This is a genomic window from Streptomyces sp. NPDC005262 (genome assembly GCF_042872425.1).
Taxonomy (GTDB): Bacteria; Actinomycetota; Actinomycetes; order Streptomycetales; family Streptomycetaceae; genus Streptomyces.
Genome location: NZ_JBIAKK010000024.1, coordinates 60,231 through 73,694, shown reverse-complemented (window position 1 = coordinate 73,694; position 13,464 = coordinate 60,231). Strand labels below are relative to the sequence as shown.

Here is a 13,464-nt window from a genome sequence, read left to right as displayed (position 1 = left end):
CCTAACAGGGGGCGCACGGCCAACGCCACAACGCCCGGTCCGCCTGGCCCCGAGCCGTCGCAGTTCAGCCCACGTACTCCCTCCCAGGCCGCAGTCTCCGCAGAGAACCACCTCTCGGATACGGATGCGCCGTTGGACGCTTCCCTGGGCAGGGCCTCGCGAGCTGAGCGCTCTACATGGCCGATGGGGCCAACTGAAGCGCTCCTTACCTTGTTGGCGGGTTGATTCCGGTCCTTCGTACGATCGGGAGACCCAGGGGCCTGGGTGTGGCTTTAGCGCGCTCATGCCGTAGGTGTGGCTTTGACTGATTGGCCGCCCAGTGCCCCGGTAGCGGCGGCGCCTGCCTGGATACCCAGGTAGCGTTGAGTGCAGGCGCCCCTCCCCGCTCGCTGAGCGCATGCATGACTACTAGGGCTCGCGGCCACTCTTCAGGCGTGTCCGACTGTCACTGGCGCTGACAATGCCTCGCCCGCCCGGTGACATGGGGTAAGAGAAGACTTCCTGCAGACGCTAATCGGAAAGCCGTCGCAACGGCTGTACGAGAACCGACAGACAGGGACGGCGAGCATGACGATCATCTCGCGCGGATTTCACGGGCGAAGGCCGCCCGAAGGCACGAAGCTGCCACCTGGGCAGTACGAGGCCACCGGCTTCCCGGTGTTGTCCGCCGGGCCCACGCCTCACGTAGAGAAGAGCACCTGGGAGCTCTCCGTAACCACTGAGGCCGGACGGCGGCATACATGGGATTGGGCTGCCTTGATGGCGCTTCCGTCGGAATCTCCGACGGTCGACCTGCACTGTGTGACCAAGTGGTCGAAGTTCGGCACCGAGTGGCGAGGAGTATCCCTGGACGTTCTGCTCGCGGATGTGGAGACGGCCGCCGAGCACGCCCTCGTCACCTCGTACGGGGGCTACACCACAAACGTACCGCTCGAGGATCTGCTCGATGGCAAGGCGTGGATCACCTACAGCTACGACGGCCATGACCTCGCGCCCGAACACGGTGGGCCGGCCCGGCTGCTCGTACCCCACCTGTACCTGTGGAAGTCTGCCAAGTGGGTGCGCGGGATCGAACTGCGGGAGAGCGACACGCCTGGCTTTTGGGAGAGCGTCGGCTACCACAACTACGGAGACCCATGGCGAGAACAGCGGTACCAGGGAGACTAGGCGACCGGCTTCGCTGGCGTGTTGCTGAGGTGACGGGTCGGCGCGTGGAGTCGGCCACGGCGGTCACAGTGGTGCTGGACGTGCCTGATTGGCCAGGGCACCTGGCTGGTCAGCACGTAGACGTGCGGTTGACCGCGGAAGACGGCTACAGCACCCAACGTAGCTATTCGATCGCGTCTGCCTCCGATGGTCAGCGCCTCGAGCTTACGGTCCAGCGCCTGCCTGATGGTGAGGTGTCGCCGTACTTGGTGGACGAGCTGGCACCCGGCGACCAGCTGGAACTACGCGGCCCCGTCGGCGGCTGGTTCGTCTGGGGACAAGAGCAAACGGACCCGGTCCTGCTGGTTGCGGGCGGTTCGGGGCTTGTACCGCTGATGTGCATGATTCGCACCCGCGAAATGGCCGGCAGCAGAGCCCCCTTTCGGCTTCTGTACTCCGTCCGGGGCCCGGACGAGCTGCTGTATCGCTCCGAGCTCCGTGAGGGATCGCCGGGAGTGGACATCTCATACCTCTACACCCGGCAAGCCCCACCGGATGCGCCGCGGCCGCCAGGGCGTGTCGCCCCCCATGACCTGGTCCGCAACGGCTGGCCCCCTGACTCTGAGCCGACCTGCTACGTCTGCGGGCCCACAGGCTTCGTCGAGAAGGCAGCTGCCTACTTGGTGCTCCTCGGGCACGCCCCAGAACGTGTCCGCACCGAACGCTTCGGAGGTTGAGATGGTGTTTCTGGAGACCAACGATCCGGATGCGGCCAGCGCCCCCGGTGGGTACATCGATGGAAATGCGCTGGCGGGGCCCCTATCCGAGATCTTCGTCGTCGACGTGACTGCCGCGACGAGCCGATGCACGCACTGTGGATGCACGGCGCCGCTCGCCTGTCTGCACGTGTATGGGCGCGCTCCGGGCCTTGTTGCACGCTGCCAGCAGTGTGGTCAGGTCGTGCTGCGCGTCGTGCGTGCAAAGGGCGTTGCCTGGCTCGACATGAGCGGCGCCGCGTCGCTGGCCATCCCTCTGGGGGAGGAGTGAGCGTGCGGGGCACTACGTCCTGCTAGCTGTGGGGACCTGCAACCTTGTTCACACGGCTGATGGACTGCTTGACGACACAGAAGCTCGCTCTGCCGACACGGAGCACGCCGTCCGACAGCGGTGTGCATCGGACGCCGCCCTTACCTCGGAGTGCCCGCTGTGCGCCTTGGGCCGATGACTGTGTCCATCCACGCGGAGGGTCGTGCAGCACGGTTGACGGCAAGGATCAGGGGACCGCCGCCGCTGTCGAGTTCGACGGTCCAGCCGATGTATGCGTCGATGTCGATGCCTCGGAGCAGGATATTTCGCCGCATCTGCCGGAGGTGGACGTCTGGGTTGACGTCCAAGGGCAGGCTCTCTGCTGCCATGACCGTCACTGACGCGTCGTGATGAGCCGCCTGAGCGAAGTACCGGTCGCCGACGACTCCGAGGTGCCGACGCACCTCGGCCTGGTGCACCAGTCCGCCGACCGGGTCCGCTGACGGCCCCTCGGCCGGGCGCCCTGAGTACCGCTGCACTGGAGACACGAGGAGTTGCACCACTTCCGACCGGATGCGTCCCACGTCCAATTGGCTTGGCAACCCGCTCCACCGGCTGCGGCCTGGTGAACCTTTCTATCTCAGCCTGACGACTCCTCGATCCCGCCTGGCGGGCACCGTGGCCCAGCATCGGGATGGGGCGGTGCCCGGTCGGGTCATGCTTGGGTCAGCACGATCTTCTTACCGCCGGCCCGTCCGGTAACCACCCGTGTGAACGCAGCCGGTCCCTCGCTCAGCGCAAGGGGTTCCGGTGCGAGTTTCAAGGTTCCCGCGGCGGCCTGCTCCGCCAGCTGGACAAGCTGCGCGGCGTTGGGCTCGACGTAGAGGTCCCAGCTCGTGATGCTTCGTTCCTCCGGTGGCGCGTCCGAGGTCAGAGAGCACAGTTGGCCGCCGTCCCGCACCAATGGCAGGGCCGTGTCCGCCGTGCCGGCAGCGATGATGAGGGCAGCGTCGAACCCGCCGCGTACCTTGGCCGGCCAGTTCGGGTCGTGGTAGTCGACGACCTCCATCGCTCCCAGACCAAGCAGGCGCTCTGCGGCGGCAGCAGACGCGGTTGTGGTCACCTCGATGCCGTCGGCCGCGGCGAGTTGGATGGCCAGGGCTCCGGTTCCCCCGCCTCCGTTGGTGATCAGGAGTCGTTGTCCTCGGCTGAGGTCCAGCTTCTCCAGGGCCTGCAACGCGGTGAGCCCGTTGACCGGCAGTGCCGCTGCGTGTGCGGCGTCCAACCCTGGTGGGCAGGCTGCCGCGTGTTCCGCGTTGATCAGAACGCGTTCGGCCCAGAAGCCGCTTCCCCCGGGCAGCGGGGCCTCGTGTGCGAGCACCCGGTCGCCTACGGCGAACCCGGTGACACCCGCACCGACGGCCAGCACCTTGCCTGCGCCCTCGACTCCCAGTGCTGCCGGGGGGCGCAGTCCCACGTCCCAACTGGCGTCGATTACCAGTTCGTCCCACGGGCCGACCCCGGCCGCCTCAACCGCCACCAGGATCTGACCGGGCTCGGGAGATGACGGTTCGGGCAACTCCAGCAGGGCCACTTCCTTTTCGGCCCTGGACACTCCGCACGCCTTCACAGCAAATCTTTGTCCTCTCACTCGGTCCGGCCGACCAGGAGGTACAGGCCGGAAACCCAAATCCGGCAGCGGTGTCGAACTGGACATTCCGCACGCCTTCACACTAGATCTTTCTTGTCGCTCTCAGTCCGACCGACCGGTTCCCAGATCCCCGGCGCCTCAGACAGCAGCGTTGCCGCCGACGGCAGGTAGCCATCAGTCCGCGCTTCCGTCGCTCTCGCCGCCGCTTGTTTCAACCTGTTGAGGTCAAGGGCGTGTCGCGGAGGCCTCGGCGCTCGACGAGCGGTACGCCGTGGATGTCGAGGCGCTGCGAGAGGTGCCGCCCGACCCGATCGGCGTCGGCGAGATCGCGGTCTACTTTGGCGCGGTGTGGATCTCGTCGACGCCTACCGCCAGCAGTTCCGTGCCGAGTCGTTCGGCGACCCCACGGTGCGGGTCGGAGAACTCTCTGCCGGGCGAGTGGGAGGTCCGCCGACGCTGTTGGGTCATCCGGGGCGCCAACGGTTGGGGCGCCGGCCGGCGCCCGCGACCGACATCGCGCGGGCCGTGATGACCGGCGGCGCCGACCGCCGGTCTGGTTGTCCGGGGTGGGCCGGCCGCAAGGACCAGGAGTGTCCGCGGCCTGCGGACTTCCGCCACAGTCGGTCCCGGTGCCGGGATGTTTAGACGAAGGTGAACATCCGGTCGGTTTCGAAGCGCGAAATCGGGCTGGCGTACACCTTCGCGGGGTCGGGGTAGCCGAGGGCCAGCAGCACTGTCGTGGTGTGTCCGGTCTCGCGGATCTTGAACGCCTTGTCGACACTGGTCGGGTCGAACCCTTCGAGCGGCATGGCTTCGACGCCGAGCTCAGCGGCCGCCATCATGGTCAGACCCATGGCCAGGTAGGTCTGCTTTTCCATCCAGTGGTTCACGTCCTTGTAGCCGTACTTGCGCAAGTTGAGGAAGTCGCGGGTCATGAACTCCCACCGCTCGTGCTTCGCCGGGTCGGCGAACCGCCCGTCGGCCCTCTCCTTGGTGAACACCGCATCGAGGTGGCTGTCGGGAAGATCCGCTCTGGTGGTGAGGATGACGGTGTGTGAAGCGTTCAGGATCTTCTCGCTGTTGTCCTGAAATCGTTCGCCGAGATTGGCCGCCAGCCGCTCCTTGCCTTCGGGCGTGGCGAGGACATAGAAGTGGTTGGGCTGTACGTTCGTCGATGACGGCGTGGAGCGCAGGAACCCCAGCAGTTGCTGAAGTGTCTCCTCCGGGATGGTCTTGCTGGGGTCGAAGTACCTGGTGAGGTGCTTGTTCATGAGCTTGTCGAGATTCATGCCAACCTGCCTTTGTCTTGCGATCACCGGGTGAAGAGTCAGTGATTCGTGCTGTTTGGGTTATTTCTTGCCGTGGGCAAGCAGTTCGTTGACGCGCGCGAAGCTCATACCTGTCGTCGCCGAGGTGAGGTCGCCCGCGAGGAGCGCCTTCGTGGCCTGTTCGAGTGCGCCCATCGCGTGGGTGTAGAGCAACGGACCCAGGCTGATGCGCTTGACCCCGGCCTGCTGCAGTTCCGCGACGGTCAGCACCTTGTCCGACGGAGACACCAGGACGTTGACCGGTGTCGGGGCGACCGCGGTGACGATCGCTACGAGTGCTTCGCGGTCGGGTGGGAACGGCGCGTAGACCACATCCGCGCCCGCCTCAGCGAAGGCCGTCAGACGCCGAATGGTGTCGTCAAGATCGGGCCGTCCCTGGATGAAGTTGTCGGTGCGGCCGGTAACGACGATGCGCCCCTTCGAAGCGTCGACCGCGCTACGTACGCGATTGACTGCTTCGTCGAAGTCACGGATCGGCTTTTCGGGATCGCCCGAGGTGTCCTCCACCCCGATACCGGCCAGGCCAGACTCCACGGCGGCCTCAACGGTCGCGGCGACGTCTTGAGGCATGTCGCCATACCCGTCCTCGAAGTCTCCGTTGACGGGCAGCCCGGTGAGGCGGCCGAGCAGCCGCGCATGCTCAAGGTGCTCTTCGCGGGTGATTTCGTGACGCCCGTCGAGGCGGCCGAGCGTGGCGGCGATCGCCGCAGACGATGTCGCGATCGCCTCGAAACCGGCATCGGCCAGCATCAGCGCCGAGAGGCCGTCCCATGCGTTCGGCATGACGAGGCCCCCGTCGCGGGTGTGCAGCGCCATGAATTTCTCATAGAGTTCGGAGCCCGGCATGTCGAGCCTTCCTGAATGATCGTTGACTCAGTGAGGGGTTTGCCGGCTGTGCGCCTGGGGCGCGTCGAGGTTTCGAAGATCAACCGGTGGGTGGGGTGTTGTTGGCGGCGGCGTGGAGCTTCTTAAAGTCGCCCCAGCCCCAACGGACGAGATGATGCGCGCTGAATCCGTGGACGATGTCCTTGGACTCGACGTCTGTTCGCCCGTCGGCTTGGCGCGCGTACTCCCAGGTCAACTGATGCCCGCTGGTGTCGCGTCAGGCCACCCAGTACTCGAAGACTCCTGCGCGGCGACGGGCGGCGAAGAAAGCGTGGATCGACTCGCGGTCCTGGCCCACAGCAGGGCCCGGCTCTCCAACAACACGGCAGTGGGGTGTTTCGATGACCCCTCCCCTGCCGAAGAGGCAACTTCGAGCTAGGAGCGGCACATATGCTCGATCACGCTCTCGTGTGCCGCGCCGGGCCCTGTCGGGTCCGGCTGCGGATTCACTGGGGCACGGTCGTCGCGACCGAGTCGACGGCGGGGATGTCGATGTCGGTCTGGTTGACATTGTTGATGAAGTTGGTGAGCAGGAACTGCACCGCCACCGCGACGATCGCCAGGATCTGCGAGTCGGTGTACCCGGCGTCCCGCACACCCGCGAGCTCGGCGTCGCTGACCCGCCCGCGGCTCTCGACCACCTGCTGCGCAAAGCGAGCGGCCGCGGCGCGTTTGGGATCGACGGAGCTCCCGATGCGGCCGAGCTCGATGTCGTCGCTCGACATGCCGGCGAATTCGGTCGCTACATGGGTGTGTATCGCCAGGCAGTAACTGCAGCCGTTGGCTTGAGACACGGCCAGCGCGATGCTGTGCCGCGTCCTCGCATCGAGAACCCGGCTGAAGGCGCCTTGCAGGTTCGTAACGACCTCAAGAACGGTCGGGTTCGACGCGATGGTCTTGAACATGTTCGGGACGAAGCCCAGCTGCGCACCAACGTTGTCGAGTATCCGCTGCGAGCCGTCAGGCACATCCTCTGGAGAAGGAACATTCAGTCGTGACACGGCGAATCGACTCCGATCGGGGGGTGTGAGTAGTCGTCGTAGAGCCCAGGTCGGGCTCGTAGTGCTTCGGAGCTCCGCCGCAGGCCCGACGCCGGCTGCAGCCTGGCCGGTGGCCTCGTTTGCGCCGGGCGCCTGGTGACTGACCTGCATTGCGAGGGGTAACTCCGTCGGTGCCGAGTTCCAGATTCTTCGCCACTTCGAACACCACTTAAGAAGGACTATACAGACCAGAAACTTCAGCGCAACCCCTCCCCGGACGAACCGTGCACGTCAGCTTGCCTACAGGCAGGCAGATGTCGCAACGGATCGCTATACTTGCAGGTCAGCGCCATGTGAGGGCGGCATAACGAGCGACTCGACCGGCCGGAGTGGCAGAGTTCAAACCGACTCGAGGTAGTCCGGCTCAGGGCTTGGTCGATCGAGTTTTGTGGACGATTTAGTCCAAAGCTTGATGAGGGCGGACTGGAGGGAGGGCAAGGTCTTTCGGATCTGCCGGCTACTCCGTCTCGCATCCGTCTACGAAAGGTTCTGGTTGATATGACCGCTGCAGCACAGCTCATCGACGCCAGGACGTCGCGCCGCATCGGCACTCACTCCGATGCGGTCACGATCCCGGCCGGCGCCACGCAGGTCGTCCGCTCCGGCACTTCGGGATCGCGGCCGGACGGAACCCCGCCGGAGGATTTCGCCGAGGAGGCCAGGCAAGCCTCGGACAACGTGTGCGAGGCGCTGCGGCGGGTGGGCGCCGGACTGAGCGACGTCGGCCTGGTCCGGTCCTGGTTTGCAGACCGCGATGACAGCGGCGCTTACGTAAGGGTTCGCAAGGACGTCATCAGTCACCGACCGGCGTATATGCTCGTATTGGTGCCACAACTGATCCTGCTCAGTCTCTGCCTGGAGGTCGAAGGCACCGCGGTCGTGATGCGCTCCGCGGCGGAGCAGCACGAGTGAGTGACATGCCCGAGGGAGACACCGTGCCCGGAACCAGCGATGCTCGCCCCACGCCGCGCGGCCTGGAGACCCGTTCACGGATCGTTGATTCGGCGGCCAAACTGTTTTACATCAGGGGCGTCAACGCCACCACGCTCGATGACGTCCGGCTGGCGAGCGGCACGAGTAAGTCGCAGTTGTACTACCACTTCGAGGACAAACTCGCGCTGATCCACGCCGTGATCGACCTGCAGTCGAAGTTCGTCCTGGCCCGCGAGGAACAGCGTCTGCGCGGCGTGAAGACCCTCACCGGTCTGCGCCGCTGGCGTGACGCCCTGGTCCACGCCAACTCGTTGCAGGACGGCTCATACGGATGCGCGCTGGGCGCAATGTCGATTGAGATGTCCGACAACGACGAGCGGTCCCGCCAAGCGCTCAACGCATCATTCGATGCCTGGCGGCGAATGCTCATCGAAACACTGACCCGGCTCCGCGTCCTCGGCGTACTCGCCGAGGACGCGGACCCACAACGCTTGGGTACTGGTCTGCTGGCTGCTCTGCAGGGTGGTTACGTGCTCGCACAGAACGCTCACAGCTCCGAGCCGATGGCCGTCGCGCTGGACATGGCCCTGGACCACATCGCCGCCTTCGCTCGGGGCTGAGCCCACCTTCGCAGTTCCACGACACACTTCTCAGGCGGTCGGTGCCTCCTGAGCCAAGTGGGGCATACCTGCGCGGTCCAAGAACACGGCGGATGCAAGGGTGCCTTTGGCGAGCCGGTCGAAGTCCAGGTCGTCGGCGAGCCCGGACCCTGTGCGCTGGAGGATCCGCGGTCAGAGGGCGAGGCCGGCCCGGAGATCGGTTGCCGAGGCGGTGAGCCCGCGTCCCTCCAGCGCCGAGTTCAGCACCTTGAGGGCCGCAGACCAGTCCAGGTGGCAGGTCCGTCGATGGCGAGGGTGATCGGCCTATCGGGAAGCGTGGCGACCAGGGCGCTCCACCTCGGGGTGACTACTCCGCCAAGGGCCGGGTAACGAAAGCCTGATTGGCAGGCCCGCGGCGATCGACGGGTGTTCGTGCTGCGGCAGCCGCCCGTACTCCGGTTCTGCCTTGAGGGTGACGATGCGTTCGTCCGGGTCGTCCGTGATGATCAGGAAGACCTTGCCCGCCACCTTGCAGACGTCCAGCACGGTGAACGGGCGCCGGGGACTGACCCCGGGCAGCGCCAGTGCTGCGTCGCGCGCTCTGTCCTGGAGCTTCTCGCCGCGGATGGGCATGACGCGGGTTAGACGCGGCGGCCGTAGGTGCGCGGATCCACGGGCTGCTCGGACTTCGGAAGCCCGCCGACCACGAGACGGTAGGAGTCCATCACGAGTTCCTTCACCAGTTTCTCGTCGATGGTGCCCCCGCCTCCCACCGTGATCCAGTGCCTCTTGTTCATGTGATAGCCGGGGGTAATGTCCGCGTGCCGCTCACACAGGGCTGCGGCGTCGTCCGGATCAGCTTTCAGGATCACGACGGGGCGACCCGGCATGTCGGTCATGAGCATGAAGACCTTGCCGCGCACCTTGTAGAGGTCCCAGTCGGGGCCGAAACGATGCTCCAGGTCGGCGCCGGGCAGCTCCGCAGTGCAGTCGCCCGCGATCTTCTGCAGCTCTTGTCCGTCCAAGGTGATCAACTCCTCTATCGATCCGAGTGCCCCGACCGGCCGGCCGAGGCTCGAGGTGGCGTCTATCGCATGACCGCCACGAACGGCCGCGCCAGTACGCCGGCAACAGTGACGGAAGCCGACAGGGAGCGGAGACAGTTGCGCGGACGGTGCGACACAGGCGGCCAAATCCGCGCTGGTCATGACCGGCGGGTATGCGCGCGTCCGTCCACACGGATGGACCGTTTCCCGATCAAACATCCGGGTTTCCGTCGACATGCCCGGCGCGGGTATCGTCCGCATCTGGGCCGCCGAGCCCTACGGACGCCATCTCAACCTCCACTGTCTCCGAGGCGCTCGGTACGTACTCGCTCAGGTGCACGAGGGCCGTCTGCCCGACGAGCGCCGCCGTCCTTACTTGTCAGGGTCTGCCCCCGTGGGCCCCTTCGGAGGTGAGCGCCCGGGGGTGGCGATTTCTTACTTCCGGCCCTTCGGGAAGGTGAGTTGCGGGTGGCGCAGTCTTTCCCGTCCGCGCCGGGAGGACGACTGCCAGGCCCCCGGGGCGTATTCGGCTGCGGTGCGAGCCCCAGGTCAGCGCTGCTCGGGCCGACGTCGTCGCCGCTGCATCAGTCGGCAGCGCTGAGATGTCCGCCGGCTATCAGCTGAGCTCGCAGTTTCTTACGGGCGTCAAACATCGTCTTGTAGAGCGCGTTACGGTTTGTCTTCAGCTCACTGGCGAGCGTTTCCAGGGGGACCCCGTTGACTACAGCGGTGAAGACCTGCCGCTGGTGGGCGCTCAGTGCTGTCTCGACCGCGTTGCGCGCGGCTTCGACCAGCTCTCGCGCCTGCCAGTGGCTGACCGGGTCGGTACCGGAGCGGTCGGGCACTTGCGCCCATTCGTCCAAATCGAACCAGGTATTTGAAAGACGCCAGAAATGGCGGCCCAGCTTGCTGGACACTTCAAGTACGACGAATCGGAACGCCCATGTGGTGAACCTGGCGTCGCCTCGAAATTCCTGGATTTTGTGCGTGATTCTCATCAGTGCGTCGGCAGCCGCCTGGTGGGCGAGATCGTTCAGCTCGGGCCCGGTAATTCGGTAACGGGGACCCCGGCGGAACACTTCGTCCATGGCGATCCGCACCAGCAGTTCGTGCAACTGCGTGCAGGCTTGCTCGTACTGCGACCCCCCGCCGCCCTCGAGCGCGCCCACCCAGGCGGCGGACTCCGGGTCGAGCTGCCGTCGGCCCGTGGCGGGCCCTGCGGCCAGGGGGCTGCCGTTGGTTCCGGCATGTCCATCCGGAGCCGAGCGACACGTTCTTCTAACATCCGCAGAGTGCATGGTTCTCAATCCCCAGGTCATTTCGTGCGGGCAAGCCAATCACGAGACCACCTACAGCACGTCTTCGCGAAGTCGCTGTTTTTTCTTTCGCCGTGCGCGCATCCTGCGATTCACGCACAGGGCTTCCGACGCATTTCGGAAAAGGACTCACGCACGGCGGGTGGCGCGCTTTCCCGTACCGTGGCGACTGGTTGGTGAGCAGGCTGACCGTGGAGGCCTGCGACCCACCACGCCGGTGGCAGGCTGTCACGCCGTGCACAGCCCGGGCGTGTACTGCGGCAGCGGCTGGCGGAGCTGCTGGCGCCCTCTGCGGATGCGCGACATCACGGTGCCCGCAGGGTTCCCATCGTTTCTGCGATTTCGCGGTTGGGGATGCCCTCGACGTCTGCGAGGTACACAGCGGGCCGGCGCTGCGCTGCTGGCCCGGGAACGGCCCTGGGCCCCGGCGAGGGTCACTCCTTTCCACATCTCGAGGCTCTCGGTCAGCCGGCTCGCCGCGGACGCCAAGTCGCCGATGCTGCGGGCTTCCCTTGCCCTTGCTGTCGTTTCCTTGCACCTGTTCCGGTCCAGAGCGTCCGGTTGGATGCGCAGCAGACGGCCCCCGTCGACCAGGCTCACGGTGCGGTCATTCTGCTCCCCAAGTGCCTGCCTGAGCCTGTAGACGTACGTGCGCTCGGAGCCTACGGCCGATGGTCGAGCGTCGTCGCCCCACACGTCCTCCACCAGTTTCGAGAGGCTTACAGGCTTGCCCGCCCTGAGCAACAGCGAAGCGAGCACGGCGCACTGCCTCGGCTGACCGGTTCCGGCCTCGCCCCCCTGCCTGTGTAGCCGGACCGGGTCGAGCACTGAGAACTGGGCGCCCACATACATGGTGCCTACCGCCTTGGGGATCCTTGTGAAGCTTGACTACTTGGCCGTCCGCCAGGGACCGCCTTCCCCAAACGTACCGCAGGTCGCTCCAATTTTCCGGACTAAATAGTCCCTTTTTTTGGGCCAAGCCCACTGGCACCTCGCGCTACACGGCTGCTACGGCGCTGCGCTGGTATGCCAGACCGGCGCCGTCCTGGCCGCGGTCGGGCAACTCTTCATGACACAGCAAGCAGGCTCGCACCCACGGTCCTCGCGGGCGGCGGCGTGCTCGCGCAACCGCGACTGGCGGCGGTTGGCGAACCATTCGGTGGCCTCAGGTGTGGAGGAAGGCATGCAGTGGCGAGCGGGCGGCCCGTGCGCGTTCGTCCGGCCGGAGAGCTCGACGGAAAGCGATCTGCCTTTACGCGGGGGCCGCCGCTTTTCGTCGGCACCTGGGGTCGCATGCGGGCAGTGGGGCGTGCGGACGAACACGTCCTCCCGCCGTCGCGCCCCTGGCCTGCCGGGAGGATGGTGAAGCCCAGCCGGTAGGGGGACCGCGACGCAACCGCCTGTGGTGCCGTACCGGGCCGTCTTGGCGCCGCCTCGTCCTGGACGGTTTTAGCGTCCTCCCGTGTCCCCTGCGGGCGGATTGCCGCCCTCGGCAGGCACGGCATAAGTCTTGATGTGGCCGATCGCCATGTCGAGGGCGATCCTCATGGGTTGGATGTTCCGGGCCGTCTGGGCAAGGAGATAGCCGCCTTGAAGGGCGGCCATGAGGCCGGTGGCGAGCTCTCCAGCGTCCGCGTCGGCACGGAGGACTACCGAGTCCTTCATCCGCGCGAGCCCGGCCTCGAGCAGCCCTTCCCAGGTGCCGAAGTACCGCGCGATCGCCTTGCGTGCCTCTTCGTCCTGATCGGCCAGCTCGCTTGCAAGGGAGCCGAGCGGGCAGCCGTACGCTCCGTTTCGGAGCGCGTTGTGTTCGACCACCGCGTCCCGCCAGCGCTCCAGCCCGCGCAGGGAGTTGAGCCGCCGCAGTAGCTGGTGCTGGCGTTCGAGCAATTCTGCAGCCTGCAACGCGACGACGTCCCGCACCAACGCATCCTTGTCGGGGTAGTGGCGGTAGAGCTGAGATTTGCTCGTTCCGCTGGCCGCCCTGACATCGTCGAGGGTCGTGGCACCCACACCCTTGACGTACATCATGTCGGCGGCGGCCCTCAAAATGCGCTCTTGAGTCGCCCGGCCGCGCTCAGTCAACCGGGAGCCGTTTTTGTCGCTCGCCTGTTCCGCCACATTGACCAGATTACCGGTGCGAACGCTAGCAGGATTCAGAGTGGACCTCAAGGTCCCTTTTTTGTCCTGCCTCCGACTCTCGGCCTACCCGGCCTGGGCCTCGCCGCCCCGACGAGCCACGACCGGAGGCTGGAACCCGGCGCCCAGTCGACGCGACAGCCGAGCCGCGACCATGTCGGCCACTCGACCGAGCAGCCGAAACGGCCCCCGGACCGCCACGCACCCCGGTGGACAAGGGGAAGCCACGGGGAATCCCGCACGACATCGCAGGTCAGCGACTCCGCAGCCAGGCGTCATCCACGTACGCGATCTTCCAAACTAGGGCTTGGGGTGATTAGGGCCGGAGGGCACCTGCCGCGGCCGGCTTGACTGA

The 13,464-nt window shown here is 66.2% G+C and carries 16 protein-coding genes; 5 read left to right on the top strand and 11 right to left on the bottom strand.

Annotated features, from left to right (window positions below):
* Positions 1-567: 567 nt before the first annotated feature.
* Genes ACFYP5_RS36205 through ACFYP5_RS36195 form a run of 3 tightly spaced genes read left to right on the top strand, consistent with a single transcriptional unit; the run spans position 568 to position 2,193 of the window.
* The gene (locus ACFYP5_RS36205) at positions 568-1,167 is read left to right on the top strand and encodes a sulfite oxidase-like oxidoreductase (RefSeq protein ID WP_389043768.1); all 600 of its coding nucleotides are present in this window, start codon (positions 568-570) and stop codon (positions 1,165-1,167) included.
* A complete protein-coding gene (locus tag ACFYP5_RS36200; RefSeq protein WP_389043766.1) occupies positions 1,137-1,883 on the top strand; it encodes a ferredoxin reductase in 747 nt (248 codons plus the stop codon). Before ACFYP5_RS36205 ends, ACFYP5_RS36200 begins: the two co-directional genes overlap by 31 nt.
* A gap of 1 nt (position 1,884) precedes the next feature.
* Positions 1,885-2,193, top strand: a complete 309-nt coding sequence (locus ACFYP5_RS36195; RefSeq protein WP_389043763.1) for a DUF6510 family protein — start codon at positions 1,885-1,887, stop codon at positions 2,191-2,193.
* Positions 2,194-2,887: 694 nt separating this feature from the next.
* Here the strand turns inward: ACFYP5_RS36195 and ACFYP5_RS36190 are convergent.
* The 6 genes from ACFYP5_RS36190 to ACFYP5_RS36165 form a co-directional block, all read right to left on the bottom strand.
* A complete protein-coding gene (locus ACFYP5_RS36190) occupies positions 2,888-3,787 on the bottom strand; it encodes an NADP-dependent oxidoreductase (RefSeq protein ID WP_389043760.1) in 900 nt (299 codons plus the stop codon).
* A gap of 369 nt (positions 3,788-4,156) precedes the next feature.
* On the bottom strand, positions 4,157-4,291 hold the full coding sequence (locus ACFYP5_RS36185; RefSeq protein WP_389043757.1) for a hypothetical protein: 135 nt from the start codon (positions 4,289-4,291) through the stop codon (positions 4,157-4,159).
* A 173-nt stretch (positions 4,292-4,464) separates the two neighbouring features.
* On the bottom strand, positions 4,465-5,112 hold the full coding sequence (locus ACFYP5_RS36180; protein WP_389043755.1) for a nitroreductase family protein: 648 nt from the start codon (positions 5,110-5,112) through the stop codon (positions 4,465-4,467).
* A gap of 60 nt (positions 5,113-5,172) precedes the next feature.
* Positions 5,173-5,997: an isocitrate lyase/phosphoenolpyruvate mutase family protein gene (locus tag ACFYP5_RS36175; protein WP_389043753.1), complete on the bottom strand. Its 825-nt coding sequence runs from the start codon at positions 5,995-5,997 to the stop codon at positions 5,173-5,175.
* A gap of 79 nt (positions 5,998-6,076) precedes the next feature.
* Entirely contained in the window at positions 6,077-6,232 is a 156-nt protein-coding gene (locus ACFYP5_RS36170; protein ID WP_389043750.1) for a hypothetical protein, read from the bottom strand.
* A gap of 250 nt (positions 6,233-6,482) precedes the next feature.
* Entirely contained in the window at positions 6,483-6,941 is a 459-nt protein-coding gene (locus ACFYP5_RS36165; RefSeq protein ID WP_389043747.1) for a carboxymuconolactone decarboxylase family protein, read from the bottom strand.
* 633 nt (positions 6,942-7,574) lie between these two features.
* On the opposite strand from ACFYP5_RS36165, the gene ACFYP5_RS36160 reads away from it, so the two are divergent.
* Positions 7,575-7,988 (top strand): RidA family protein, encoded by a 414-nt coding sequence (locus tag ACFYP5_RS36160; protein ID WP_389043745.1) that lies wholly within the window; start codon positions 7,575-7,577, stop codon positions 7,986-7,988.
* Between the two features lie 23 nt (positions 7,989-8,011).
* Positions 8,012-8,629 carry a TetR/AcrR family transcriptional regulator gene (locus ACFYP5_RS36155; RefSeq protein WP_389043744.1) on the top strand — a complete coding sequence of 206 codons (618 nt, stop codon included), beginning with the start codon at positions 8,012-8,014 and terminating at the stop codon, positions 8,627-8,629.
* Positions 8,630-8,932: 303 nt separating this feature from the next.
* Here ACFYP5_RS36155 and ACFYP5_RS36150 read toward each other — a convergent pair whose 3' ends face one another.
* From ACFYP5_RS36150 to ACFYP5_RS36130, 5 genes are all read right to left on the bottom strand, one after another.
* Positions 8,933-9,241, bottom strand: a complete 309-nt coding sequence (locus tag ACFYP5_RS36150) for an MmcQ/YjbR family DNA-binding protein (protein ID WP_389043741.1) — start codon at positions 9,239-9,241, stop codon at positions 8,933-8,935.
* Between the two features lie 8 nt (positions 9,242-9,249).
* Positions 9,250-9,633, bottom strand: coding sequence for an MmcQ/YjbR family DNA-binding protein (locus tag ACFYP5_RS36145; RefSeq protein WP_389043829.1), 384 nt, complete (start codon positions 9,631-9,633; stop codon positions 9,250-9,252).
* Positions 9,634-10,238: 605 nt separating this feature from the next.
* The gene (locus tag ACFYP5_RS36140; protein WP_389043739.1) at positions 10,239-10,823 is read right to left on the bottom strand and encodes a sigma-70 family RNA polymerase sigma factor; all 585 of its coding nucleotides are present in this window, start codon (positions 10,821-10,823) and stop codon (positions 10,239-10,241) included.
* A gap of 375 nt (positions 10,824-11,198) precedes the next feature.
* Complete coding sequence (locus ACFYP5_RS36135; protein ID WP_389043737.1) at positions 11,199-11,822, bottom strand: winged helix-turn-helix domain-containing protein; 624 nt, start codon at positions 11,820-11,822, stop codon at positions 11,199-11,201.
* Between the two features lie 597 nt (positions 11,823-12,419).
* The gene (locus ACFYP5_RS36130) at positions 12,420-13,091 is read right to left on the bottom strand and encodes a TetR/AcrR family transcriptional regulator (protein WP_389043734.1); all 672 of its coding nucleotides are present in this window, start codon (positions 13,089-13,091) and stop codon (positions 12,420-12,422) included.
* Positions 13,092-13,464: the final 373 nt, after the last annotated feature.